Source organism: Streptomyces sp. NPDC005898 (genome assembly GCF_040629635.1).
In the GTDB taxonomy this organism is placed as follows: domain Bacteria; phylum Actinomycetota; class Actinomycetes; order Streptomycetales; family Streptomycetaceae; genus Streptomyces.
Map to the genome: position 1 here is coordinate 360,104 of NZ_JBEXWC010000002.1, position 23,680 is coordinate 383,783.

Sequence of the window (23,680 nt, forward strand, 5' to 3'; positions counted from 1 at the left end):
CCGCCCCCCACACCAAGGAAACCCCACGGGCGTGCACCTCTCGACGGACAGCCACGGGCGCCCCACCAGGGGCGCGGGGAACTGCGCGACAAGCCACAACACACCGCCACGAGAACAGCGACCTCACCCCCCCCGGCGGCACCCCGACCCCCGGCACACGGCCCGGAGCCGGCCCCGCCCCCGCCCCGGGGGCGAACCCCCAAGGCCCCCGGGCCAGATCAATCCGCCGGCAACGGCCTCGCGTCGGGCGCGACCACCGACGCGGGCGACGCCCGGACAATCGTGATCAGCCGGTCCGTCAACTCCAGCTTCCCGACGGCCGGATCGTCGTACCCCAGCACCCGATGCCCGCGTACGACACTCACCACGAGGTCATCCGTCTCCCGCACCCCCCGCCCCACCTCGGCCTTTATCACCGGCCGCTCGACGAGATCGAGCCCCGTGCCCTGCTGGATCAGGTCCTCCATGACCATGCCCGCGCTAGGGCTCAGCACGGAGAGGCCGAGCAGCCGTCCCGCCGCGCTCGCACTGGTGATCACCGCATCGGCACCGGACTGCCGCAGCAGCGGCGCGTTCTCCTCCTCGCGCACCGCCGCCACGATCTTCGCCCCGCGGTTCAACTGCCGCGCGGTGAGCGCGACCAGCACCGCCGTGTCGTCGCGCTGCGTCGCGATGATGATCTGCCGGGCCCGCTGGACCTCCGCCCGCAACAGCACATCACTGCGCGTCGCGTCACCGATGACACCCGCGTACCCCTCGGCCGTCGCCGCCTCGATGGCCTTCGCGCTGGGATCGACCACCACGATCTGCTCCGGTTTCAGACCGGTGGCGCAGACGGTCTGGATCGCCGAACGGCCCTTGGTGCCGAAGCCGACGACGACAGTGTGTTCACGCAAGTTGGACCTCCAGCGGGACAGACGCCATTCCTCGCGCGTACGTTCCGTGAGCACTTCGAGGGTCGTACCGACCAGGATGATCAGAAAGAGCACGCGCAACGGCGTGATCAGGAGGATGTTGGTGAGCCGCGCGCTGTCGCTGTACGGGACGATGTCGCCGTACCCGGTGGTGGAGAGCGTCACGGTGGCGTAGTACGCGGCGTCGAGGAAGTCGACGCGCTCATCCGAGTTGTCGTGGTAGCCGCTCCGGTCGATCCACACCAGGAACGTCGTCAGGGCAAGCACCAGCAACGCCATCGCCAGCCGCCGGGTGACCTGGCGCAACGGCCGTTCGACCACCCGCTGGGGCAGCTTGATCCGGTGGGTCACATGGTGTTCGTCGGGTTGGCGGGCGATCACGTCGTGGCCGGGAAGTTTCACGTGAAACACACCCCGCCGTCGGTCGAACGCCAGGGCAGGTCCAGGATCTCCAACACCTGGCCCCCGCGTGCCCCGCCGGGCGGCACCACCGCGAGCCCGTCGGCCCCCGCGATGCCCCGCAGCATCGCCGGGCCGTTGAACCGCAGCGGCACGGCGTGCTCGGCGCGCAGGGTGACGGGGACGAGGCGGGTGTCGTGCGGGTGCCCTTGCACGTCCTCGCGTACGGGCGCGGTGTACGCGGCGGGCGAGGCGGCGGGCGAGGCGTGTGGGGCGTACGTGGTGGCGGCCCCGGACCCGCGTCCGGTGAGCGTACGCAGCAGGGGTTCGGCCAGCGTGAGCAGGCCGGAGATGGCGGCGAGCGGATTGCCCGGCAGCCCGACGAGATGCCGGCCGGGCCGGATCCGGGCCAGCAGCATCGGGTGCCCGGGCCGCACGGCGACACCGTCCACGAGCAGTTCGGCGCCGATGCGGCGCAGCGTGGGGTGGACGTGGTCGACGGGGCCCGCCGCCGTGCCGCCGGTGGTGACGATCAGGTCGGCGGCGGAGTCGGTGAGCGCGGCGTGCAGCGCGTCGGCGTCGTCGCCCAGCCGCCGCACGCCGGTGACCTCGGCGCCGAGCGCGCGCAGCCAGGACGGCAGCATCGGGCCGAGCGCGTCCCGGATGAGGCCCTCGCGGGGCAGGCCCTCGGTCAACAGCTCATCACCGAGTACGAGGATGTCGACCCGGGGCCGACGCAGCGCGGCGAGTGTGTCGTACCCCGCCGCCGCGGCCAGACCGAGCACGGCGGGCGTGACCAGGGAGCCGGCCGGCAGCAGCTGGTCGCCGGAACGGCACTCCTGGCCGCGCGGCCGGATGTCCTGGCCCTGCACCACCTCGCGCAGGGCGTGCAGCCTGCCCCTGGCGTCCAGTCGGCCGTGTTCCGAGCGCAGCACGGCGGTGGCCTCCCGCGGGATGCGGGCACCCGTCGCGATCCGGACCGCCTCACCGTCCCCGAGGGTCTCGGGCCCCTCGTGCCCGGCGAGGACCTTGTCCTCCCGTACGCCCCAGGGGCCCGGCCCCGCGACGGCCCAGCCGTCCATGGCGGAGGTGTCGAAGGACGGCAGGTCGGTGAGGGCGGTGAGCGGGGCGGCCAGGGTCAGTCCGAGCGCCTGGTCCAGGGGGACGGCCACGGGCTCGCCTCCCGCCCGGGGCACGGCCTGCGCGGCACGTGCGCGGGCGGCGGGCCATGAGGTGACGCCGACGTGCGCGGCCCCGCCCTCTGGGGCCTGCTCCCACGTGCCGGGCCGCGTGTGGGACGGGGCGGACGGAGGCGTCGGCGGGGAGACGGGGGAGGCCGAGGACGGCGTAGAGGCCGGGGCCGCCGGGGACGCCGGGGACGCCGAGTGGGGCACGGCTCTGCGGCCGTCCCGGCACTCGTTCACCAGGGCAAGCGCCTCGTCGAGTTCGGCGTCCGGAGCGGGTTGCCCGGTCATCCGGCATCGGACGCGGCGTCGGGGGCGGGCGTGCCGTCGTCCTTCGTGTCCTGGCGAGCCTCCTGCGCCCAGCGTGCCGCGAGCGCCGCGGCCTTGCGCGCCGCCTCGGCCACCGCCTCGGCGCCGCCACCCGTCCCGCCCGACGCGGCGGCCTGAGCCGCCGCGTAGCCGACGAGGAACGTGGTCAGCGGTGCCGCGGGCCTGGCCACGCCGTGCGCGGCGTCGCGGGCGAGGTCGAGGAGGGTGCCGGTATCGACGTCGAGTTCGATGCCGAGCTCGTCCTTGACTGCGGAAATCCATTCATCCAACACGTGCCCATGCTCCCTGATCCGCGCCCGTGCGGCGGCGATGTCGTCCCAGGTGTCGCAGTCGAAGGCGGCGACGGGGTCCGCGACCCGGGTCAGATCGAGCCGCGCGGTGAGCAGGCGCAGCGGAAGCCCGTCGAGCCCGCCACCCTCGCCCGTGTCCGCGCCGGTACCCGCGCGCGTCTGCGCGACCTCCGCGAGCCTCCGCCGCAGCGACGCGCTGCGATAGGCCGCCACGAGCGGCTGGTCACGCCCCCCGGGATCGGTGAGGAGCGCCCCGTCCGCACCACTGTCCCGCAGCGCGTCGAGCAACCGGCGCACCGTCCGCCCGTCCAGGAACGGCAGGTCGGCGGAGAGCACCAGCACCCGCTCCGCCGTCGTGCGCCGCAGCCCGGCGGCGAGCGCGGCCAGCGGCCCGCCGCCCGGCGGGTCCTCGCGCGCCCACACCACGGGCCGGGCCGTCGGTCTCGGCGCGGCCACGACGACGGTGGTCCCGGCGCCGGAACAGGCGGCCAGGACCCGGTCGATCAGCGTCCGGCCGCCCACGCGCACCCCGGGTTTGTCGGCGCCGCCGAGCCGCGCGGCACCGCCGCCGGCGAGCACCACGGCGTCGTGGACGCCACCTTCGTTCGCGGTCACCCCCCGAGTATGTCCCTACGCGGGATCATCGCCACCCCGCGAACAACCCCGGGCGCAAGGGACTTCCGCTACTTGGACGCCGCCCCCGGCATGCCATCCGGCGCGCCCGCCCGGCTCCCCCCGGCAGGTTCACACCGAGCGCAGCAGCACCGCCGGCTGTTCGACGCAGTCCGCCACGTACCGCAGGAAGCCGCCCGCCGTGCCGCCGTCGCACACCCGGTGGTCGAAGGTGAGCGACAGCTGGACCACGTGCCGCACCGCCAGCTCCCCCTCGTGCACCCACGGCTTCGGCACGATCCGGCCGACGCCGAGCATGGCCGCCTCGGGGTGGTTGATGATCGGCGTGGAACCGTCCACCCCGAACACCCCGTAGTTGTTCAGCGTGAACGTCCCCCCGGTCAGCTCCCCGGGGGTCAGCCTCCCGGCCCGCCCCGCCTGCGTGAGCCGCACCAGCTCGGCGTTGATCGACTCGGTGGTGCGCGCCTGCGCGTGCCGTACGACGGGCACGACCAGGCCACGCTCCGTCTGCGCGGCGAATCCGAGGTGGATGTCGGCGAACTGCCGCACCTCCCGCGCCTCCATGTCCACGCTGGAGTTCAGCATCGGGAAGCGCGTGAGCGCGGCCACCGTGATGCGGGCGAACAGCGCGAGCAGCGACACCTTGTGGCCGTCGCCCTCCGTCGTCGCGGCGTTCATGGCGGTGCGGGCGGCGAGCAGTTCCGTCGCGTCGGCGTCGACCCAGCAGGTGGCCTCGGGTATCTCGCGCCTGCTGCGGGCCATCTTGTCCGCGACGAGGCCCCGGATGCCGGTCAGCGCGTGCCGGGACTCCCGTCCCGCGTCCGTGGGCTCCTGCCCCGCCTCGACCTGGCGCCGCGCCTGCGCGGACCCGGCGCGGACCAGCTCGTCGTCCGCGCGGACCGCCGCCGTGGCCTCCGCGCCCCGACGCGCCTCTTGCGCCCCGACGGCGGCGTGCTCGGTCGTGGTGGCGGCACGCTCCGTCGTAGCGGAGGCGCGCCCGGCCGTCCCGCCCCCGCCGATGGCCGCCTCGACGTCACCCCGTGTGATCAACCCCTCCGGGCCCGAGCCCGCGAGCGCCCGCAGGTCCACCCCGTGCTCCCGCGCCAGCCTGCGCACGAGGGGGGAGATCACCGGAACCGGACCGGCCACGCGCGTGCGTCCCTGTTCCGGGCGCGGCTCCTCGGACGGCGCCGCCACGGCGTGCCGGGTGGGCCGCACCCTTCTGCGGCGGGCCGGGGCGGCCGCAGTGCCGTAACCGACCAGGACGTTTCCCGAAGCCTCTTCCGCGGCGGTCTGCAGGGCCCGCTCGGCGGGCTCCTCGGGTGCGGAAGCCCCGGGTGCGGAGGCCTCGGGTACGGGGACCCCGGGTGCGGAGGCCTCGGGTACGGGGACCCCGGGTGCGGAGGCCTCGGCCGGCGCTCCCACCGCGACCGTCAGCAGCGGTGCCCCGACGGGCAGTTCCGCGCCCTCCGCGCCGAAGCGGGCGGTGACCACGCCTCCGTAGGGGCACGGCACCTCGACCATCGCCTTGGCCGTCTCGACCTCGACGACCGGCTGGTCCACGGCGACGACGTCCCCGACCTCGACCAGCCAGCGGACGATCTCGGCCTCTGTCAGCCCCTCGCCCAGGTCCGGCAGCTTGAACTCCAGCACCTGCGCCATCAGCTCTGCGCCTCCCACTGCAACCGCGCGACCGCGTCCAGGATCCGGTCGACGCCCGGCAGATGGTGCTTCTCCAGCATGGGCGGCGGATAGGGGACGTCGAACCCCGCGACCCGCAGCACCGGCGCCTCCAGATGGTGGAAGCACCGCTCGGTGACCCGCGCGGCGATCTCCGCGCCGGGGCCCGCGAAACCGGTCGACTCGTGCACGACGACCGCCCGGCCCGTGCGCCGCACGGACGCGGCGACCGTCTCGTCGTCGAAGGGCACCAACGACCGCAGGTCGAGCACTTCGAGGTCCCAGCCCTCGGCGCGCGCCGCCTCGGCCGCCTCCAGGCAGACGGGCACCGACGGGCCGTACGTGATGAGCGTGGCGCTGCGGCCGGGGCGCCGCACCACCGCGCGTCCTATCGGTTCAACGGTCTGCGGCGCGTCCGGGTTCCAGTCGGCCTTGGACCAGTACAGCCGCTTCGGCTCCAGGAAGACGACCGGGTCGTCGGAGGCGATGGCGGCCCGCAGCAGGCCGTAGGCGTCGGCGACCGTGGCGGGGGTGACGACATGGAGCCCCGGGGTCGCCATGTAGTACGCCTCGGAGGAGTCGCTGTGGTGCTCGACGCCGCCGATCCCGCCGCCGTAGGGCACGCGCACGGTGAGGGGCAGCGGCATCGCGCCCCTGGTGCGGTTGCGCATCTTCGCCACATGCGACAGGAGCTGTTCGAACGCGGGGTAGGCGAAGGCGTCGAACTGCATCTCGACGACGGGCCGCAGTCCGTACATCGCCATGCCGACGGCCGTCCCGAGGATGCCCGCCTCGGCCAGCGGCGTGTCCGTACAGCGGTCCTCGCCGAACTCCTTCGTGAGCCCGTCCGTGACCCGGAAGACGCCGCCGAGCGCCCCCACGTCCTCTCCGAGGACGTGCACGGAGGAGTCCTCGGCCATGGAGTCGCGCAGCGCCCGCCCGAGCGCCTGCGCCATGGTGGCCGGTTTGGTGGCCGGCCTCGCCGCGACCGTGGTCATCGCGTCCCACCCTCCGATGCGTGCGCCTCTTCCGAGGCGGCGTCCAGCTCGGCCCGCAACTGCGCCGCCTGCTCCCGCAGTTGCGAGGTCTGCTCGGCGTACACGTGCGTGAAGAGGTCCATGGGGTCGAGCAGGGAGTCCTGGTTCATGCGCTCGCGCAGGTCGGCGGCCATGGCCTCGGCCTCCTCGCCCGTCCGCCGCTTGAAGTCGTCGTCGAGAAGGCCCCGCCCTGCCAGCTCCCGCTCCAGGAGCAGGATCGGGTCGTGGCCGCGCCAGGCCTCGACCTCGGCGTCCCCGCGGTAGCGCGTGGCGTCGTCGGCGTTCGTGTGGGCCTCCATCCGGTAGGTGACCGCCTCCACGAGCGTCGGGCCGCCGCCCTCACGCGCGCGGGTGACCGCTTCACCGAGGACCTCGGTCATCGCGACCGCGTCGTTGCCGTCCACCAGGCGCCCCGGCATCCCGTACCCGACGGCCTTGTGGGCCAGGGAGGGGGCGGCGGTCTGCTTGGCGAGCGGCACGGAGATCGCGAAGCCGTTGTTCTGCACGAGGAAGACCACGGGCGCCCGCCACACGGCGGCGAAGTTCAGCGCCTCGTGGAAGTCGCCCTCGCTGGTGCCGCCGTCGCCGACCATGGCGAGCGCGACGACGTCGTCCCCCTTCAGGCGGGCGGCGTGCGCGAGGCCCACGGCGTGGGGGAGCTGGGTGGCCAGGGGGGTGCACAGGGGCGCCGTGCGGTGCTCGCGCGGGTCGTATCCGGTGTGCCAGTCGCCGCGCAGCAGCGTCAGGGCGCTCACCGGGTCGAGGCCCCGGGCGACCACGGCGAGCGTGTCCCGGTAGCTCGGGAAGAGCCAGTCCCGCTCCGCCAGGGCCAGCGCGGCGGCCACCTCGCACGCTTCCTGGCCGGTGCTCGAGGGGTAGACCGCGAGCCTGCCCTGCTTCGTCAGCGCCGTCGCCTGCGTGTTGTAGCGGCGCCCGCGCACCAGCTCCGCGTAGAGGCGGCGCAGCAGCCCCGGATCGGCCTTCGCGGCGGCCTCGGTGCCGAGCACCCGGTACGGCTCCGCGTCCGGCAGCAGCGGCGCGGGGTCGGTCCTGGGCTGCCAAGCGGGGGGCGGGGTCGGCCGGTAGGCGCCCCGCTGCTCCATGACCGTCATGACGGCACCTCCTGGGGGAAGCGGTCTCCTCGTGAGGAGCGGCAAAAGAGGCGCGGTGATGTGAGGCGCCTCACCTACCGATTGTTCGGTCGTCGGCACATTTTGGCTACAGGCACCTCCAGGCTGTGGACAAACGGTTCTGCACAGCCTGGGATGGACGCAGTACGTCCATGGTAGGGAGGCGGGGGGACATGGCATCTGAACGAATGGCCGACCAGCATGCCGAGGACCGTCCGGAGCCCCGATCCCTGGACGCCATCGACCGCGACATCCTCCAGATCCTGCACACGGACGGTCGCGCGTCGATACGGTCCGTCGCCGAGCGGGTCCATGTCTCGCGGGCCAACGCCTACGCGCGCATCAACCGCCTCATCGACGACGGCGTCATCCGGGGGTTCGGGGCGCGGATCAATCACGAGCGCGCCGGGCAGGGCGCGTCGGCGTACATCACGCTGAAGATCGTGCAGAACACCTGGCGCACGGTGCGCGAGCATCTGCGCGCGCTCCCCGGCGCCTCCCACATCGCACTGGTCAGCGGCGACTTCGACGTACTGCTCCTGGTGCACACGCCCGACAACCGCGCGCTGCGGGAGCTGGTGCTCACCCGGCTGCAGTCCATCCCCGAGGTCCTCAGCACGCGGACGCTGCTGGTCTTCGAGGAGGACGACCTGCAGAGCGCCGAGCCGAGCACCCACCCCTGACGTCGAGCCGGAACGCCGGCCGGCGCACCGGGCGGGAGCTCACCGGGCCGGAGCACCGGGCCGGAGCTCACCGGGCCGGAAAAGGAGGCCCGGGACGCCGGCGTCCGTGAGTCAGCGGTCGGTGCGCAGCCCGCCGAAGGCCAGCTGCACGACGGCGTCGGCGATCTGGCCGCCGTTGGCCGCTCCCCGGCTCTCCGGCCGGTACCACTCCACGATGGAATTGATCATTCCGAAGAGCAGCCGGGTCGCCAGGCGCAGCTCGACGTCGGAGCGCAGGTCGCCGTCCGCGACCGCCTCCTTGAGCAGCGCGGCCACCTGCTGGTCGAACTCCCTGCGCCGCTCCAGGGCCCACCGCTCGGTGTCGGTGTTGCCGCGCACCCGCAGCAGCAGCGTCACGTAGGGCAGCTCGGCGACGAGGACCTCGACCGTGCGCCGCGTGACGTACTCCAGGCGCTCGACGGCGCTGCCCACGCGCGCGTGCTCCTCGGCGAGGATCCCGAAGAGGCCGTCGATCGCCCGGCTGACCGCGCGGCGCAGCAGTTCCTCCTTTCCCGCCACGTGGTGGTAGATCGAGGACTTGGAGATACCGGCCGCCTTGGAGAGGTGCTCCATGGACGTGCCGTCGTAGCCGCGTTCGTTGAAGACCCGTACGGCGACGCTCAGCAGCGTCTCCGGGGTGTACGTGTCACGCCGGGCGGTGGTCATGAGTACTCCTCTCGCACGGCCTGGCGCCGCAGGGCCTGGGAGGGCGCGTAACGCCCGGTGGGGTACTCGTCGTTCATCAGGTCCAGCGCCTCGGCCACGCGGTACGCGGTGAGCCGCCGACCCCATTCGATCGGTCCGAGCGGGTAGTTGACGCCGAGCCGCATGGCGGTGTCGACGTCCTGTGCGTCCGCCACCTCGCGGCCGACGGCGTCCAGGGCGAAGTCGACGAGCATCCACACCGTGCGGGCGACGATCATCCCCGGGGCGGGGCCGATGACGCTGACCTTCTTGCCGAGCGCCTGGAAGAGGCCGACCGCCTCCTTCAGCGCCCGCTCGTCCACCCGGCCGGAGGGGGCCAGGGCGATACGGGTCGCGGTGCGGTAGTCCAGGGCGAGGTCGAAGTGGATCGTGGGTTCCGCCGCGGCGTCGGGGGACGTCCCGTCGGCCGGTTCGAGCCGCGCGCCGCCGGGCAGCTCGATGGAGCCGGGACAGCTCGGGGCGTCCTTCCCGTGCCCGACCCGGATGCCGGCTTCCCGCATGAGGTCGAGCAGGGCGTCCGCCGCGAAGAGGTCACCGTGGACGGTGACGGACTCCGGAGCCCGCTCGTGCCCCGCAGTGTGCGGCTCCGCGCGCGGGGTGTCGTCGTACGCGTACCAGCCCTGCCCCGACTTGCGGCCGAGGCGGCGGGACTCGACGAGCCGGCGCTGGGCGAGCGAGGGCGTGAACTTGGGGTCCTGGAAGAACGACTCCCACACGGAGCGCGTGACGGCTTCGTTGACGTCCTGGCCGATGAGGTCGGTCAGCTCGAAGGGGCCCATCTTGAAGCCGCCGCACTCGCGCAGGACCGCGTCGATCGTCGCCGGGTCGGCGACCCGCTCCTCGTACAGGCGCAGCGCCTCGGCGTAGAAGGGCCTGGCGACGCGGTTGACGATGAACCCGGGGGTGTCGGCGCAGCGCACCGGAGTCTTGCCCCAGGCCCGCGCGGTCTCGTACGCGCGCGTGGCCGCCGCCTCGTCGGTCGCGAAGCCGCTGACGACCTCCACGAGGGGGAGCAGCGGCGCCGGGTTGAAGAAGTGCAGGCCGAGGAAGCGGCCCGGCTTCTTCAGGGCGCCCGCGATGGCCGTCACGGAGAGCGAGGAGGTGTTGGTGGCCAGCAGACAGTCCTCGGCGACGACGTCCTCCAGGTCCTGGAACAGCCGCTGCTTGACCTCCAGTTGCTCCAGCACCGCCTCGATGACGAGGGCGCAGCCGGCCAGTTCCGCGAGGCTCTCGGCGGGCGCGAGCCGGGCGGCCGCGGTGGCGCGGTCGCCGGCCGAGAGCCTGCCCTTCTCCACGAGCCGATCCAGGCGGACGCCGATCGCGTCGGCCGCCGCCTTCGCCCGGCCGGGGGCGGCGTCGTACAGCCGCACGGGGTGGCCGGCCACCAGGGCGACCTGTGCGATGCCCTGCCCCATGGTTCCGGTGCCGACCACGGCAACGGCGCTGCTGAGCTCGAGTGCTGTCATGCTCGCGATCCTCCCGCACGGTGGGCCGGCCGGAGGTTTCGGGGTGGCCGCGAAGAAGTTGTCCACAGGTTTGGCGGACCCTCTTGTCCCGACCGATCGTTCGGTTACTCTAGCTCTGTCAGCCAGTCCCTGCCCACTGTTCCCGCCCATCTCGCCAGCTCGACGGAGAGCTGACCGACGAGGAGTTGGTCCTGTCATGGCCGCCGAACTCACCGCGCACCAGCTGATCGCCAAGCACCGGCCCACCCTCGATCAGGCGCTGGAGACCATCCGCACGCGTGCGTACTGGTCGCCGCACCCCGAGCACCCCAAGGCGTACGGGGAGGACGGCAGCCTGAGCCTGTCCGAGGGCAAAGCCGCTTTCGACGCCCTCCAGGGCACCCGCTTCGACCTCGACCAGCCCGGCACGGACGACTGGGTCGGCGCCGAGGTCTCTCCCTACGGCCCGGAGCTGGGGATCACCTACCCCCACCCGGACGTCGACGTCCTGCTCCCCGCGATGCGGGCCGGCATGCGCGCCTGGCGCGACGCGGGCGCGGAAGCACGCGCGATAATCGGCCTGGAGATCCTGGCGCGCATCGGCGCCCGCACCCACGAGCTCGCGCACGCCGTCATGCACACCAGCGGCCAGGCCTTCATGATGGCCTTCCAGGCGGGCGGCCCGCACGCCCAGGACCGCGCCCTGGAAGCGATCGCGTACGCGTACGTGGAGCAGGCCCGCACCCCCGACACCGCCGACTGGCACAAGCCCCAGGGGAAGCGCGACCCCCTCGCGCTGAGCAAGCGGTTCACGCCCGTGGCGCGCGGCATCTCGCTCCTGATCGGCTGCAACACCTTCCCGACGTGGAACGGCTACCCGGGCCTCTTCGCCTCGCTCGTGACCGGCAATCCGGTCCTGGTCAAGCCCCACCCGCGCGCGGTGCTCCCGCTCGCCCTCACGGTGCGGATCGCCCGCGAGGTCCTCGCCGAGGCCGGCTTCGACCCGAACCTGGTCTGCCTGGCCGTCGAGCGGGACGGCGAGGGCATCGCCAAGACCCTCGCCGTCCGCCCCGAGATCAAGATCATCGACTACACGGGGTCGACGTCCTTCGGCGACTGGCTGGAGGCCAACGCCCGCCAGGCGCAGGTCTACACCGAAAAGGCCGGGGTCAACACCGTCGTCATCGACTCGACGGACAACTACAAGGGAATGCTGGCCAACCTCGCCTTCTCCCTGTCCCTCTACAGCGGCCAGATGTGCACGACCCCGCAGAACCTCCTCATCCCCCGCGACGGCATCCACACGGACGCCGGGGCCAAGTCGTACGACGAGGTGGTGGCCGACCTGGCGGCCTCGGTGAGCGGCCTCCTGGGTGACGACGCCCGGGCCAACGGCATCCTGGGCGCGCTGGTCAACCCGGACGTGAGGACCCGCCTGGAAGCGGCCGCCGGCCTCGGTGAAGTCGCCCTGCCCTCCCGGCAGGTGGCCAACCCCGACTTCCCGGACGCCGTGGTGCGCACCCCGGTCATCGTCAAGCTGGACGGCACGAAGCCGGACGCCGAGGCGGCCTACCTGAGCGAGTGCTTCGGCCCGGTCTCCTTCGCGGTCGCCGTCGACTCGACGGCGGACGCCGTGGAGCTGCTGCGCCGCACGGTGCGGGACAAGGGAGCGATGACCGTCGGGGCGTACACCACCTCGCACGAGGTCTCCACGGCCGTCGAGGAGACCTGCCTGGAGGAGTGCGCCCAGCTGTCCCTGAACCTCACGGGAGGGGTCTATGTGAACCAGACGGCGGCGTTCTCGGACTTCCACGGCTCGGGCGGCAACCCCGCGGCGAACGCCGCGCTGTGCGACGGCGCGTTCGTCGCCAACCGCTTCCGCGTGGTGGAGATCCGCAAGGACGCGTGACCGGCGCGCGGGACGGACTGCGGCGGGTTCAGGCCTCCACGCCCGAAGGCCTGCCCGCCGACCAGTGGAAGAGCGCCATGGCGACGCTCGTCGCCAGGTTGTAGCTGGACACCTGCGGCCGCATCGGCAGGGACACCAGCTGGTCGGCCCGTGCCCGCAGGGCCGCCGAGAGACCGCTGCGCTCGGAACCGAACGCGAGCACGGCGTCGTCCGGGATCTTCAGCCCCCGGATGTCCACACCCTCCGCGTCGAGCGCGAACACCGGCCCGGCCGGCAGCTCGGCGACCTCCACGCGCTCCACGGCGGTCGCGAAGTGCAGCCCCGCGCCGCCGCGTACGACAGTGGGGTGCCAGGGGTCCAGCGTCCCGGTCGTGACGACACCGGTCGCCCCGAACCCGGCGGCGAGCCGGATCACCGCCCCGGCATTGCCCAGGTTGCGGGGGTCGTCGAGCACGACGACCGGCGCCGTCCTCGGCGTACGCCCCAGGGCCTCCAGGTTGGCGGCGCGCGAGGGGCGTACCGCCAGGGCGGCCATCGCGGTGGGGTGCAGTCTCGGCACGAGCGCGCGCAGCCGCTCCTCGGACACCTCCACCAGGAGCGCATCCAGCGCGTCCCGCACATCGGGGGCCAGCTCGTCGGCGAGCGCCAGCGCGCCCGCGCGGTCAGCGGTCAGCGCGACCGGCACCCGCGCGTCGAAGCGCAGCGCGTGCTTGATCGCGTGGAAGCCGTCGAGCAGCACGGAGGCGTCGGCGAGCCCGAGCCAGGCGCGTACGGCGCCGTCGGCGTCCGTCGCGTGCGTCCCGTCCGTCGGCTCCGTCCCGTTCATGAGGCGAAGCCTACGCGCGCGCGTGCCGCCCACTTGCCGAGGCGCCGCAGGACCGATGTGGGCAGGAAGACCGCGTCGGCGGTGATCATCGCGAGTGAGAAGAACGGCAGCCCCAGGACGACGGCGATCACGGCGTGCTCGAAGATCATCGCTGCCAGAAGGACGTTCTTCACCCGCCGGTTGAAAAGGGTGAAGGGGAAGGCCACCTGCACGACGACCGTCCCGTACGTCACCAGCATCAGCATCAGCCCGTGGGACGACAGCAGTCCGGAGAGAGCCGGCCACGGGGAGAAGTAGTCGAGGTTCAGCGGGTAGTACACGGCCGTCCCGTCCTGCCAGCGGCTCCCCTGGATCTTGTACCAGCCGGCGGTGGCGTAGATCAGACAGGCCTCCACCATGATCACAAGCAGGCCCGCGTTGTGGACGAGGTTGGCGACGACGTCGAGGAGCTTGCGCAGCTCACCGTCCGGGGCGCGCCGCCCCGCCAGCCACCACAGGCCGTGGGCGAGCCACACCCCCCAGAAGATCAAGGGCCACCAGCCATCGAGTTCCCCCATCAAGGTGACGACGGACAGCCCCAGCCCGAGCGCCCACCACAGCACGGGCCCCACCCTGTCGACGCCCGGCTCACCCCGCACCGCCCCTACACGCGCGCGTGCCGCCCGCCGCGCGTCCAGCGACCAGACCTGGCCGCACCGGAGGAAGACCAGATAGGTCGCCATGAGGTGGATGACGTTGTCGCCGCCGTCGCCGATGAAGACGCTGCGGTTCTGCAACGACAGCACGCCGATCATGAAGAGCACGGACATCGTGCGCGTGCGCCAGCCGAGCAGCAGCAGGGCGCTGCTCACGACGGCCACCGCGTAGACGATCTCGAACCAGATCCGCGCGTCGGACCACATCAGGGCGGTGAAGGCGCCGTTGCCGGAGATGAGCCGGCGCGCCATCTCCCAGTCCCAGGGGCCGTCGGGGCCGTACATCTCATGGCGGTGGGGGAATTCGCGCAGCAGGAAGAACAGCCAGGTGCCGGCGAATCCGATGCGGATCACCGCGCTCTGATACGGGCCGAGGGCGTGGCCGGTGACCTTGTCGAGCCCCCGCGCCAAGGGGTGCGCGACGGCCAGGAGACGTTGCCCGGCCCAAGACCCCTGCCTCGCGGCGGGCTGTTCGGTACGGGTCACCGGGCCGCCCCCTCCGCGTCGGCGAGCGGCAGGTCGTCGGGCGTCACCGACCACCACGGGACCAGGCGGTACACCGGCTTGGTGGCGACCTTCTCCTCGCTCCACTTCGGCGGCCGTACGCTCGTGGTCCTGGAGCGCACCTGCACGCGCGCGATCTCGTCGCCCGCGCCGCCGGGCCCCTCCCGTTCGAGCCGCAGGTACGCGATGCGGCGGACGTAGCGCTCGGAGAGCCGGCCCCGCAGACCGACGGGACGATTCTGCGCGTCGTGCGAGCCGACGTAGAAGTCCCAGGCGCGGCGCAGTTCGTTCTGCCGGGTGTGGCTGGGCAGCAGGCTGCCGTCGATGGTGGCGCCGTCCTGCGCGGAGAGGTCGTACCAGTCGGTGGTCCGCACCCCTCCGCCGGCCGTACGCAGCTCCGCCCGGGCCTGAACGGCGACGTTCTGCTGGAGCGGGTTGGGCGCGAAGAGCTTCCAGTTCTGTTCGAACTCGGGGTAGATCCATTCGTCCACCACGTCGCCGTGCCGCTTGGTCAGCGTGTTCGAGGGAGCGACGTGGAAGAAGAGCATCCCGATGTGCACGCCCGCGACCACGGCGATGAGCGCGAGAGCGCAGGCGGCGACGATCTGGTGACCGAGCTTGAGCCCGGCGATGCCGGGGCGGGGGGACCCGGAGGGCGGCTCGCTCGGCTCGGGTGGCGGTTCGCTCGGCCCGGAAGGCGGCTCGCTCGGCCCGGAGGGCGGCTCGCTCGGCCCGGATAGCGGCTTGCTCGGCCCGGAGGGCGGTTCGCTCGGGCCGGATGGCGGTTCGCTCGGTCCGGACGGCCCAGCGGACGCACGTGGCCCGGTGGGTCCGGAAGGCGCGGCAGACCCGCGTGACGGGGCGGGCTCGACAGGCCCGGTAGCCCCAGGCTGCCCGGCGGCCCCAGGCGGCCCGCCAGACCCCGACGGCCCGGCGGACCCGCCCCCGGAACCCTCGTCGTACCCGTCCATTCCGCCCCGTTCCCCCGCCCCGCTCCGAACCCTGCCGCCGGAACGGTACTCAGGCCTGTCTGCCGCGCGCAGCGGCGGCGAAGTTATCCACAGGGTTGACACCTTATGGCGGCGCGCCGCACCATTGAATTCCAACGAACCGAACGATCGGTCGGTCGGTTCGCTCCCAGGTCGAGGGGGACCGAGATGGCGACAGCAGCCGCACCCAAGGCGGCGGGGACGGAGCCGGAAGAGGCCGCGTCCTCGGCCGCGCGCACGGCCGAGCAGCAGGCCGCCTTCGACGCGGCGGTCGCCGCCGACGAGCGCATCGAGCCACGCGACTGGATGCCGGACGCCTATCGCGCCACCCTCGTGCGCCAGATCGCCCAGCACGCGCACTCCGAGATCATCGGCATGCAGCCGGAGGCCAACTGGATCACCCGCGCCCCTTCCCTGCGGCGCAAGGCGATCCTGATGGCGAAGGTGCAGGACGAGGCCGGGCACGGCCTTTATCTCTACAGCGCCGCCGAGACCCTCGGCACCAGCCGCGAGGAGCTGCTCGACAAGCTGCACTCGGGCCGCCAGAAGTACTCCTCGATCTTCAATTACCCCACGCTGACCTGGGCGGACGTCGGCGCGATCGGCTGGCTCGTGGACGGCGCCGCGATCACCAACCAAGTCCCCCTGTGCCGCTGTTCGTACGGCCCCTATGCCCGCGCGATGATCCGCGTCTGCAAGGAGGAGTCCTTCCACCAGCGCCAGGGGTACGAGTCGCTGCTCGCCCTCAGCCGTGGCACCGAGGCCCAGCACGAAATGGCGCAGGACGCGGTGAACCGCTGGTGGTGGCCCTCGCTGATGATGTTCGGCCCGCCCGACGACGAGTCGTCGCACTCCGAGCAGTCGATGACATGGAAGATCAAGCGCCACTCGAACGACGAGCTGCGCCAGCGTTTCGTCGACATCTGCGTCCCCCAGGCCGCCTCGCTGGGCCTGACCCTCCCCGACCCCGACCTGGTGTGGAACGAGGCGCGAGGGCACTACGACTTCGGCCCGATCGACTGGACCGAGTTCTGGGACGTCCTCAAGGGCAACGGCCCGTGCAACGACCAGCGCATCACCCAGCGCCGGCGTGCCCACGAGGAAGGCGCCTGGGTCCGCGAGGCCGCCGCCGCCTACGCCACGAAACAGGCGGCCGCCAAACAACCGGCCAAGACGCAGGCAGACGGGGCACAGGCGGAAAGCCCACAGATGAGCGGCACCGACGGCAGCACCGCACAGCACGGAGAGGCGACAGCATGAGCAGCTCGACCGACTGGCCGCTGTGGGAGGTCTTCGTCCGCTCCCGTCGCGGGCTCTCCCACACCCACGCGGGCAGCCTGCACGCGCCGGACGCGGAGATGGCCCTGCGCAACGCCCGCGACCTCTACACCCGCAGGAGCGAGGGCGTCTCCCTCTGGGTCGTGCCGTCCACCGCGATCACCGCCTCCTCGCCCGACGAGAAGGACTCCTTCTTCGAACCGGCCGGCGACAAGCCCTACCGCCACCCGACGTTCTACGACATCCCGGAGGGGGTGAAGCACCTGTGACCATCACCCCGACCGCAGCCACCACCCGCGCCCCGGCCGTCCCGGCCGAGGCCCTGCCCGCCCTCGCCCTGGGTGACGACGCCCTGGTGCTCTCGCACCGTCTGGGGGAGTGGGCCGGCCACGCCCCCGTCCTGGAGGAAGAGGTCGCCCTCGCGAACATCGCCCTCGACCTCCTCGGCCAAGCCCGCGTCCTGCTCTCTCTCGCCGGCGACGAGGACGAGCTGGCCTACCTCCGCGAGGAGCGCGCCTTCCGCAACCTCCAGCTGGTCGAGCAGCCGAACGGCGACTTCGCCCACACCATCGCCCGCCAGCTCTACTTCTCCACCTACCAGACCCTCCTGTACGGCCGACTGGCCGCCGGGGACGGCGAGTTCGCGCCCCTGGCGGCGAAGGCCGTCAAGGAAGTCGCCTATCACCAGGACCACGCCGAGCAGTGGACCCTGCGGCTCGGCGACGGCACGGCCGAGAGCCACGAGCGGATGCAGCGCGGGCTCGACGCGCTCTGGCGCTTCACCGGCGAGATGTTCCAGCCGGTGGACGGCATCGACGTCGACGGCGAGTCCCTGCGGGAGAGCTGGACGGCCTCGGTGACGGCCGTCGTCGAGCGGGCCACCCTCACAGTGCCCGGCGGACCGCAGACCGGCGCGTGGACGGCGGGCGCCGGACGCCAGGGCCTGCACACCGAGCCGTTCGGGCGGATGCTCGCCGAGATGCAGCACCTGCACCGCAGCCACCCGGGGGCGTCATGGTGACGACCGCGCCCACGGCACTCGAGGCGGAGCTGCTCGCCCTCGCGGGCTCGGTGCCCGACCCGGAGCTGCCCGTGCTGACCCTGGCCGACCTCGGCGTGGTGCGCGGCGTGCGGGTCCTCGCCCCCGGCAAGGTCGACGTCGAGCTGACCCCCACGTACACCGGCTGCCCGGCGATCGAGGCCATGTCCTGCGACATACAGCAGGTGCTGCGTGACCACGGCGTGACCGAGGTGTCCGTGCGCACCGTGCTCTCCCCCGCCTGGTCCACGGACGACATCAGCGCCGAAGGCCGCCGCAAGCTCGCCGAGTTCGGCATAGCGCCCCCGCGCTCCCACCCGGCGGACGGACCCGTGCCCCTGAGCCTGTCCATCCGCTGCCCGCACTGCGGATCGACGGATACGGAGCTGCTCAGCCGCTTCTCCTCCACGGCGTGCAAGGCGCTGCGCCGCTGCGCCTCCTGCCGCGAGCCCTTCGACCACTTCAAGGAGTTGTGATGGCACGCTTCCACCCGCTCCGGGTAGCGGCGGTCGACCGGCTCACCGACGACTCCGTGACGCTGACCTTCGACGTGCCGCCCGCGCTGCGCGAGGAGTACCGCTTCACCCCGGGCCAGCACCTCGCGCTGCGCCGCTTCACCGACGGCACCGAGATCCGGCGTACGTACTCGATCTGCTCGCCCGCCCCACCCGCCGACGCCCCCGGCGAGCCCAGGACACTGCGCGTCGGAGTGCGCCTCGTGGAGGACGGCGCCTTCTCGACGTACGCCTTCAAGGAGCTGTGTGTCGGTGACGAGCTGGAGGTGATGACCCCGGCCGGGCGTTTCACGCTGGACCCCGCTCCCGGCCGCTATGCGGCGGTGGTCGGCGGCAGCGGAATCACGCCGGTGCTCTCCATCGTCACCACCCTCCTGGAGCGCGCACCGCAAGCCGAGTTCTGCCTCATACGCAGCGACCGCACGGCGGCCTCGACGATGTTCCTGGAAGAGGTCGCCGACCTGAAGGACCGTTGGCCGGACCGCTTCCAGCTGGTGACCGTCCTCTCCCGGGAGGAGCAGCAGGCCGGCCTCGACTCGGGACGGCTCGACGAGGAGCGGCTCACCCGTCTGCTGCCGGCGTTGCTGCCCGTGGCGGACGTCGAGGGCTGGTTCCTGTGCGGGCCGTTCGGTCTGGTGCAGGGAGCCGAGCGCACCCTGCGCGGCCTCGGTGTGGACCGTCGGCGCGTTCACGAGGAGATATTCCACGTGGACGGCGGCGTCTCCACCGCTCCCCCGGCCTCGCCCGCCACCCCCGCGCACAGCACGGTGACCGTGACCCTCGACGGCCGCTCGGGCACCTGGCCCGTCCTGGACGGCGAGACGCTGCTGGAGACGGTGCTGCGCAACCGCGCGGACGCGCCCTACGCCTGCAAGGGCGGGGTCTGCGGTACATGCCGCGCCTTCCGGGTCTCGGGAGAGGTCCGGATGGAGCGGAACTTCGCGCTGGAGCCGGAGGAGACGGAGGCCGGATATGTGCTGGCCTGCCAGTCCCATCCGGCCACGGAGACCGTGGAGTTGGACTTCGACTGCTGAGACGCCGGGCCCAAGTACCGGCGGCCGTGGACGCCGTGGCTGTTCCCTTCCCCTAGAACCTGTTCTATCTTGACGCCCCGTCAGTCAGGACAGGCCGGTGCGTGGGAGGACAGGCAGTGGACTTCACCTTCACCGAGGAACAGCAGGCCGTGGTCGAGGCCGCCAGGGCGCTCTTCGCCGGCGTCGTACCGGACGGGGTGCCGAGCCCGGCCCGCACGCCCGGTGCCGTCGCGGAGGACTTCGACCGCGCCGTGTGGGCCCGGCTCGCGGACGCCGACCTGCTCGGGCTGCTCATCGGCACCGAGCACGGCGGCGTGGACCTGGACGCCATCGCCCTGTGCCTGGTGCTCCGCGAGTCCGCGAAGGTCCTCGCACGGGTTCCGCTCCTGGAGCACGCCGCCGCCGCCGCGCTCGTACAGGCCCACGGCAGCGCCGAGTTGCGGCGGCGCGTCCTGCCCCGGGCCGCTCTCGGGCAGCTCGTCCTCACCGCCGCCGCCCACGGCCGGACCGGCCACGACCGGGCGGACCTCGCCGTCACCGCCCGACCCGACGGTGACGGATGGCTCCTCGACGGGCTGCAGACCGCCGTGCCCTGGGCGCAGAACGCCGACCTCGTCCTCGTGCCCGCCCGTGCCGACGACGGCCACACCATTCTCGCCCTCGTGCCCCGCGTCCACGAGGGCCTGACCATCGCCGAGCAGTGCTCCACCAGCGGCGAACGGCTCGGCGAGCTGCGCCTGGAGGACGTGCGCGTCGACGCCCGCGACGTCATCGAGGCAGCCGGCGCCTGGGACCGGCTGCGTGACCTGCTCGCCACCGGCACCTGCGCCCTGGCCCTGGGCCTCGGCGAGGCGGTGCTCCGCATGACCGGCGAATACACCGGCAAGCGCGAGCAGTTCGGGCACCCCATCGCGACGTTCCAGGCCGTGGCGGTGCAGGCCGCCGACCGGTACATCGACCTGCGCGCCATGGAGGTGACCCTCTGGCAGGCCGCCTGGCGGATCAGCACCGGCGCCGACAGCGCACTGCCCGTCACCGGGGACGTGGCCGTCGCCAAGATCTGGGCGTCCGAGGGCGTACGGAGGGTCGTGCAGACGGCGCAGCACCTGCACGGCGGCTTCGGCGCCGACACCGACTACCCCCTGCACCGCTACCACGCCTGGGCCAAGCAACTGGAGCTCTCCCTCGGCCCGGCGGCGGCGTACGAGGAGACGCTGGGCGACCTGCTGGCCGCCCATCCGCTCGGCTGACGCGAGGCGGTCGAGAGAAACGGTTCAGAGAGGCGGTCCAGAGGGGCGGTCAAGAGGGGCGAGGGGCCTCAGACCACGGTGCCCGGCCGGCCCTGGTCGTCCACGACCGGTCGGCCCGAGGCCTGCCAGGCCTCCATGCCCCCGGCGACGTTCACCGCGTCGACGCCCTGCTGCCCCAGGTACATGGCGACCTGGGCGGAGCGCCCGCCGGAGCGGCAGATGACGTTGACCTTGCCGTCCTGCGGGGCGGCCTCGGTCAACTCGCCGTACCGGGCGACGAACTCGCTCATCGGAATGTGCAGCGCGCCCTCGGCGTGACCCGCCTGCCATTCGTCGTCCTCGCGGACGTCCAGCAGAAAGTCGCCGCTCGTGAGGGCGTCGACGCCGACGGTGGGCACATGAGATCCGAAAGCCATGCCCCCGACGCTACCCGACCGGGACTACGCCGTCAGCCGTGCCAGCTCCGCCTCGCGCTCGGCGACCTGCGCGAGCAGCTGCTCGGCGATCTCGTCGAGCAGCGTGTCCGGGTCGTCGGGCGCGAGCCGCAGCATCCCGCCGATCGCGCTCTCCTCCAGCTCCTTGGCGAGGACCGAGAGGAGTTCCTTGCGCTGGGCGAGCCATTCCAGCCTGGCGTACAGCTCCTCGCTGCGGGTGAGCCGCTGCTCCTGCGGCACGGGCCCCGCGGCCCACTCCTCGGACAGTTCCCGCAGCAGCGCCTCGTCCCCGCGGGCATAGGCGGCGTTGACGCGCGTGATGAACTCCTCGCGCCGCTGTCGCTCGCCTTCCTCCTGCGCCAGGTCCGGATGCGCCTTGCGGACCAGCTCGCGGTAGAGCTTGCGTGCCTCCTCGCCGGGACGCACGCGCTGCGGCGGCCGCACCGACTGCTCGGTGAGCATCGACGCGGCCTCGGGAGAGAGGCCCTCGTCGTCCATCCAGCCGTGGAACAGCTCCTCCACGCCCGGCATCGGCATCACCCGTGCCCGCGCCTCCTCCGCCTTGCGCAGGTCCTCGGGATCACCCGTGCGGGCCGCGGTGGCCTCCGCGATCCGGGCGTCCAGCTCGTCGAGGCGCGCGTACATCGGGCCGAGCTTCTGGTGGTGCAGGCGCGAGAAGTTCTCCACCTCCACCCGGAAGGTCTCCAACGCGATCTCGTACTCGATCAGCGCCTGCTCGGCGGCGCGCACGGCCCTTTCGAGCCGCTCCTCGGGCCGCTGCGGCTCCTCTGGCAGCGCCTCTGCCGCGGACTGCCCCGCCGCCTGCTCGCGCCGCTCCTCGGAGCGCGCCCGCAGCCGCTCCTTGAGCTGGTCCTTGAGCCGCCCTTCCGGAGCCGGGCGCCCCGCCTCCCCGCCGGAGGTCTCGGGCGTCTCGGGCTGCGTCGGCTCGGCTTCCGGCATCGTCACTCGACCAGCGTAGGGCACCAGGCGCCCCGCCCCGGAAGCCCGCCGTCCACCACACCGGATGCTGCCGCCGATAACGCACCGTCCCCGCACCGGATGCTGCCCCCAGATACGCACCCTCCACCGCACCGGATGCCGCACCCGGAAACGCACCCTCCACCGCACCGAGTGCCGCACCCGGAAGCGCACCGGCCACCGCACCGGCAGCACTCGGCCCGGTCCGCCTCACACCCCCGTCTCCGCGGCCACCCGCCCCTCCTTGACGGCCCGCGCCAGCGACGCGTGGTCCGCCTCCGTGCGGTCCGCGTACGCCGTCGCGAAGCGCGCTATCGCCACGTCCAGCTTGTCGCTCTTGCCGCAGTACCCGGCTATCAGGCGCGGATCGGCGCCGTGCGCGTGCGCGCGGGCCAGCAGGGCGCCGGTCATGCGGGCGTAGTCGTCCAGCTGGTCGGCGGTCAGCGCCGCCGGGTCCACGCTGCCCTTGCGGTTCCTGAACTGACGCACCTGGAACGGCAGTCCGTCCACCGTCGTCCACCCGAGCAGGAAGTCGCTGACGACCTGCATCCGCTTCTGGCCGCCCACCACCCGCTGCCCTTCGTGCGCGCTCTGGGGCTCCTTGAAGCCCGCCGCGGGCAGATGCGGCAGCAAGGCGGAGGAACGCGCCTCCTTGACCTGGAGCACCAGGGGCTCGCCCCGGTGGTCGAGCAACAGCACCACGTACGACCGCAGGCCGACGCTGCCCGTGCCCACGACGCGGAAGGCCACGTCCTGGACCGCATACCGCCCGAGCAGCGGCAGCCGGTCCTCGGAGACCGTCTCCAGGTACTCCTCGAGGGACGCGGCCACCGAGGCGGCCTCCGCGTCCTTCACACGCCGCAGCACGGGCGGCGCGTCCACGAAACGCCGCCCCACGGAGCCGTCGTTGTCCTCGACCCGCTCCGTCGACTTGGCGGCGAACCGGGCGCTCGTGTTCTGCCGGGCCTTGTCCGAGACCCGCTGGAGCGTGCCGAGGAGGTCGCGGGCATCCGCGTGCGAGACCAGTTCCTCGTCCGCGATGGCGTTCCACGCGTCCAGGGCCGGGAGCTTCGCCAGGAGCCGCATGGTGCGGCGGTAGGACCCCGCCGCGTCCAGGGCGGCGTCCGCGCAGACCGCCTCACTCGCGCCCGCCTCGCGGCCGGCGAGCACCAGGGAGGTGGCCAGGCGCTTCAGGTCCCACTCCCAGGGGCCGTGCACCGTCTCGTCGAAGTCGTTGAGGTCGATGACGAGGCCGCCCCGCGCGTCCCCGTACAGCCCGAAGTTCGCCGCGTGGGCGTCCCCGCATATCTGCGTACCGATCCCGGTCAGCGGGGCCCGCGCGAGGTCGTACGCCATGAGTCCCGCGGCCCCCCGCAGGAAAGCGAAGGGGGAGGCGGTCATCCTGCCGACCCGGATCGGCACCAGCTCCGGGAGCCGGGTGCGATTCGACTCCTCCACGGCCGCCACGGGGTCGGGGCGCCCCGACCCCGCCTCGAACCCCGCGTGCATCGAGCGGGGGACGCGCCCCCGCAACGCCTTGCCCTCGCGCTTGGGCGACCCCTGCCCGGGCCACGGCGCGAACCCCGGCACCTGCGGAATCCTCTTCCCCCGCCGCTGTCCCTGCCCTGGCCCTCGGCGCACCAGCGCCTTCCCGAGTTCCGCCATGCCCATCGCCCCCGCCGTCCGCTCGCCGAACCTGGCCTCGAAAGTACCGCCGCGCGCCGACTCCCGTCAGAGCCTGTGGATAACTTCGGTGACAT

At 72.9% G+C, this 23,680-nt stretch carries 22 protein-coding genes; 8 read left to right on the forward strand and 14 right to left on the reverse strand.

Translation table 11 applies throughout. The annotated features are described in order from the left end of the window. Positions 1-218: 218 nt before the first annotated feature. From ABZ385_RS04375 to pdhA, 6 genes are all read right to left on the reverse strand, one after another. Entirely contained in the window at positions 219-1,325 is a 1,107-nt protein-coding gene (locus tag ABZ385_RS04375; protein WP_358586736.1) for a potassium channel family protein, read from the reverse strand. Next, the gene (locus tag ABZ385_RS04380) at positions 1,313-2,788 is read right to left on the reverse strand and encodes a molybdopterin molybdotransferase MoeA (RefSeq protein WP_358909629.1); all 1,476 of its coding nucleotides are present in this window, start codon (positions 2,786-2,788) and stop codon (positions 1,313-1,315) included. Before ABZ385_RS04380 ends, ABZ385_RS04375 begins: the two co-directional genes overlap by 13 nt. After that, on the reverse strand, positions 2,785-3,732 hold the full coding sequence (locus ABZ385_RS04385) for an NTP transferase domain-containing protein (protein WP_358909631.1): 948 nt from the start codon (positions 3,730-3,732) through the stop codon (positions 2,785-2,787). The genes ABZ385_RS04380 and ABZ385_RS04385 overlap by 4 nt, the downstream gene beginning before the upstream one ends. 129 nt (positions 3,733-3,861) lie before the next feature. Next, a complete protein-coding gene (locus ABZ385_RS04390; RefSeq protein ID WP_358909633.1) occupies positions 3,862-5,412 on the reverse strand; it encodes a dihydrolipoamide acetyltransferase family protein in 1,551 nt (516 codons plus the stop codon). Beyond that, on the reverse strand, positions 5,412-6,428 hold the full coding sequence (locus ABZ385_RS04395) for an alpha-ketoacid dehydrogenase subunit beta (protein WP_358577978.1): 1,017 nt from the start codon (positions 6,426-6,428) through the stop codon (positions 5,412-5,414). The genes ABZ385_RS04390 and ABZ385_RS04395 overlap by 1 nt, the downstream gene beginning before the upstream one ends. Continuing rightward, a complete protein-coding gene (gene pdhA / locus ABZ385_RS04400; RefSeq protein ID WP_358909635.1) occupies positions 6,425-7,579 on the reverse strand; it encodes a pyruvate dehydrogenase (acetyl-transferring) E1 component subunit alpha in 1,155 nt (384 codons plus the stop codon). The genes ABZ385_RS04395 and pdhA overlap by 4 nt, the downstream gene beginning before the upstream one ends. Positions 7,580-7,770: 191 nt before the next feature. On the opposite strand from pdhA, the gene ABZ385_RS04405 reads away from it, so the two are divergent. Further along, positions 7,771-8,280 carry an Lrp/AsnC family transcriptional regulator gene (locus tag ABZ385_RS04405; protein WP_358577983.1) on the forward strand — a complete coding sequence of 170 codons (510 nt, stop codon included), beginning with the start codon at positions 7,771-7,773 and terminating at the stop codon, positions 8,278-8,280. Positions 8,281-8,391: 111 nt separating this feature from the next. On the opposite strand, the gene ABZ385_RS04410 is transcribed toward ABZ385_RS04405, so the two are convergent. Further along, complete coding sequence (locus tag ABZ385_RS04410) at positions 8,392-8,985, reverse strand: TetR/AcrR family transcriptional regulator (RefSeq protein WP_358577985.1); 594 nt, start codon at positions 8,983-8,985, stop codon at positions 8,392-8,394. Then, positions 8,982-10,490: a 3-hydroxyacyl-CoA dehydrogenase gene (locus ABZ385_RS04415; RefSeq protein WP_358909637.1), complete on the reverse strand. Its 1,509-nt coding sequence runs from the start codon at positions 10,488-10,490 to the stop codon at positions 8,982-8,984. The genes ABZ385_RS04410 and ABZ385_RS04415 overlap by 4 nt, the downstream gene beginning before the upstream one ends. 196 nt (positions 10,491-10,686) lie before the next feature. On the opposite strand from ABZ385_RS04415, the gene paaN reads away from it, so the two are divergent. Continuing rightward, positions 10,687-12,378 (forward strand): phenylacetic acid degradation protein PaaN, encoded by a 1,692-nt coding sequence (gene paaN, locus ABZ385_RS04420; RefSeq protein ID WP_358909639.1) that lies wholly within the window; start codon positions 10,687-10,689, stop codon positions 12,376-12,378. 28 nt (positions 12,379-12,406) lie between these two features. Here paaN and ABZ385_RS04425 read toward each other — a convergent pair whose 3' ends face one another. The 3 genes from ABZ385_RS04425 to ABZ385_RS04435 are packed head-to-tail and all read right to left on the reverse strand — an operon-like array spanning position 12,407 to position 15,374. Further along, on the reverse strand, positions 12,407-13,204 hold the full coding sequence (locus tag ABZ385_RS04425) for a TrmH family RNA methyltransferase (protein WP_358697001.1): 798 nt from the start codon (positions 13,202-13,204) through the stop codon (positions 12,407-12,409). Beyond that, positions 13,201-14,328 (reverse strand): HTTM domain-containing protein, encoded by a 1,128-nt coding sequence (locus ABZ385_RS04430; protein WP_358909762.1) that lies wholly within the window; start codon positions 14,326-14,328, stop codon positions 13,201-13,203. Before ABZ385_RS04430 ends, ABZ385_RS04425 begins: the two co-directional genes overlap by 4 nt. A gap of 53 nt (positions 14,329-14,381) precedes the next feature. Beyond that, positions 14,382-15,374, reverse strand: coding sequence for a DUF5819 family protein (locus tag ABZ385_RS04435; protein WP_358909641.1), 993 nt, complete (start codon positions 15,372-15,374; stop codon positions 14,382-14,384). 186 nt (positions 15,375-15,560) lie between these two features. Here ABZ385_RS04435 and paaA point away from each other — a divergent pair, with 186 nt between their 5' ends. The 6 genes from paaA to ABZ385_RS04465 all read left to right on the forward strand — a co-directional run bounded on the left by paaA (position 15,561) and on the right by ABZ385_RS04465 (position 20,508). Continuing rightward, positions 15,561-16,652 carry a 1,2-phenylacetyl-CoA epoxidase subunit PaaA gene (paaA, locus tag ABZ385_RS04440; protein ID WP_358909643.1) on the forward strand — a complete coding sequence of 364 codons (1,092 nt, stop codon included), beginning with the start codon at positions 15,561-15,563 and terminating at the stop codon, positions 16,650-16,652. Further along, positions 16,649-16,939 carry a 1,2-phenylacetyl-CoA epoxidase subunit PaaB gene (gene paaB / locus ABZ385_RS04445; protein ID WP_030790406.1) on the forward strand — a complete coding sequence of 97 codons (291 nt, stop codon included), beginning with the start codon at positions 16,649-16,651 and terminating at the stop codon, positions 16,937-16,939. The genes paaA and paaB overlap by 4 nt, the downstream gene beginning before the upstream one ends. Positions 16,940-16,941: 2 nt before the next feature. Beyond that, a complete protein-coding gene (gene paaC, locus ABZ385_RS04450; RefSeq protein ID WP_358909764.1) occupies positions 16,942-17,691 on the forward strand; it encodes a 1,2-phenylacetyl-CoA epoxidase subunit PaaC in 750 nt (249 codons plus the stop codon). Next, positions 17,685-18,185 (forward strand): 1,2-phenylacetyl-CoA epoxidase subunit PaaD, encoded by a 501-nt coding sequence (gene paaD, locus ABZ385_RS04455; RefSeq protein WP_358909645.1) that lies wholly within the window; start codon positions 17,685-17,687, stop codon positions 18,183-18,185. The genes paaC and paaD overlap by 7 nt, the downstream gene beginning before the upstream one ends. After that, the gene (locus ABZ385_RS04460; protein ID WP_358909647.1) at positions 18,185-19,258 is read left to right on the forward strand and encodes a 2Fe-2S iron-sulfur cluster-binding protein; all 1,074 of its coding nucleotides are present in this window, start codon (positions 18,185-18,187) and stop codon (positions 19,256-19,258) included. The genes paaD and ABZ385_RS04460 overlap by 1 nt, the downstream gene beginning before the upstream one ends. Before the next feature lie 116 nt (positions 19,259-19,374). Then, the gene (locus ABZ385_RS04465; RefSeq protein ID WP_358909766.1) at positions 19,375-20,508 is read left to right on the forward strand and encodes an acyl-CoA dehydrogenase family protein; all 1,134 of its coding nucleotides are present in this window, start codon (positions 19,375-19,377) and stop codon (positions 20,506-20,508) included. A gap of 68 nt (positions 20,509-20,576) precedes the next feature. Here the strand turns inward: ABZ385_RS04465 and ABZ385_RS04470 are convergent, their stop codons facing one another. From ABZ385_RS04470 to ABZ385_RS04480, 3 genes are all read right to left on the reverse strand, one after another. Beyond that, positions 20,577-20,924 (reverse strand): rhodanese-like domain-containing protein, encoded by a 348-nt coding sequence (locus ABZ385_RS04470; RefSeq protein WP_358578004.1) that lies wholly within the window; start codon positions 20,922-20,924, stop codon positions 20,577-20,579. Positions 20,925-20,948: 24 nt separating this feature from the next. Continuing rightward, the gene (locus ABZ385_RS04475; protein WP_358697020.1) at positions 20,949-21,902 is read right to left on the reverse strand and encodes a hypothetical protein; all 954 of its coding nucleotides are present in this window, start codon (positions 21,900-21,902) and stop codon (positions 20,949-20,951) included. A gap of 228 nt (positions 21,903-22,130) precedes the next feature. Next, positions 22,131-23,585: a DUF2252 domain-containing protein gene (locus tag ABZ385_RS04480; protein ID WP_358909649.1), complete on the reverse strand. Its 1,455-nt coding sequence runs from the start codon at positions 23,583-23,585 to the stop codon at positions 22,131-22,133. Positions 23,586-23,680: the final 95 nt, after the last annotated feature.

What these genes read in the sequence shown, in the direction of transcription:
- ABZ385_RS04380 (WP_358909629.1), bottom strand. Translation starts at nt 2,788, where the DNA reads ATGACCGGGCAACCCGCTCCGGACGCCGAACTCGACGAGGCGCTTGCC.
- pdhA (WP_358909635.1), bottom strand. Translation starts at nt 7,579, where the DNA reads ATGACGGTCATGGAGCAGCGGGGCGCCTACCGGCCGACCCCGCCCCCC.
- paaA (WP_358909643.1), top strand. Translation starts at nt 15,561, where the DNA reads ATGGCGACAGCAGCCGCACCCAAGGCGGCGGGGACGGAGCCGGAAGAG.
- ABZ385_RS04425 (WP_358697001.1), bottom strand. Translation starts at nt 13,204, where the DNA reads ATGAACGGGACGGAGCCGACGGACGGGACGCACGCGACGGACGCCGAC.
- paaB (WP_030790406.1), top strand. Translation starts at nt 16,649, where the DNA reads ATGAGCAGCTCGACCGACTGGCCGCTGTGGGAGGTCTTCGTCCGCTCC.
- ABZ385_RS04415 (WP_358909637.1), bottom strand. Translation starts at nt 10,490, where the DNA reads ATGACAGCACTCGAGCTCAGCAGCGCCGTTGCCGTGGTCGGCACCGGA.
- ABZ385_RS04475 (WP_358697020.1), bottom strand. Translation starts at nt 21,902, where the DNA reads ATGCCGGAAGCCGAGCCGACGCAGCCCGAGACGCCCGAGACCTCCGGC.
- ABZ385_RS04410 (WP_358577985.1), bottom strand. Translation starts at nt 8,985, where the DNA reads ATGACCACCGCCCGGCGTGACACGTACACCCCGGAGACGCTGCTGAGC.
- ABZ385_RS04480 (WP_358909649.1), bottom strand. Translation starts at nt 23,585, where the DNA reads ATGGCGGAACTCGGGAAGGCGCTGGTGCGCCGAGGGCCAGGGCAGGGA.
- ABZ385_RS04460 (WP_358909647.1), top strand. Translation starts at nt 18,185, where the DNA reads ATGGCACGCTTCCACCCGCTCCGGGTAGCGGCGGTCGACCGGCTCACC.
- ABZ385_RS04470 (WP_358578004.1), bottom strand. Translation starts at nt 20,924, where the DNA reads ATGGCTTTCGGATCTCATGTGCCCACCGTCGGCGTCGACGCCCTCACG.
- ABZ385_RS04435 (WP_358909641.1), bottom strand. Translation starts at nt 15,374, where the DNA reads ATGGACGGGTACGACGAGGGTTCCGGGGGCGGGTCCGCCGGGCCGTCG.
- paaD (WP_358909645.1), top strand. Translation starts at nt 17,685, where the DNA reads ATGGTGACGACCGCGCCCACGGCACTCGAGGCGGAGCTGCTCGCCCTC.
- ABZ385_RS04405 (WP_358577983.1), top strand. Translation starts at nt 7,771, where the DNA reads ATGGCATCTGAACGAATGGCCGACCAGCATGCCGAGGACCGTCCGGAG.
- paaN (WP_358909639.1), top strand. Translation starts at nt 10,687, where the DNA reads ATGGCCGCCGAACTCACCGCGCACCAGCTGATCGCCAAGCACCGGCCC.
- ABZ385_RS04390 (WP_358909633.1), bottom strand. Translation starts at nt 5,412, where the DNA reads ATGGCGCAGGTGCTGGAGTTCAAGCTGCCGGACCTGGGCGAGGGGCTG.
- ABZ385_RS04395 (WP_358577978.1), bottom strand. Translation starts at nt 6,428, where the DNA reads ATGACCACGGTCGCGGCGAGGCCGGCCACCAAACCGGCCACCATGGCG.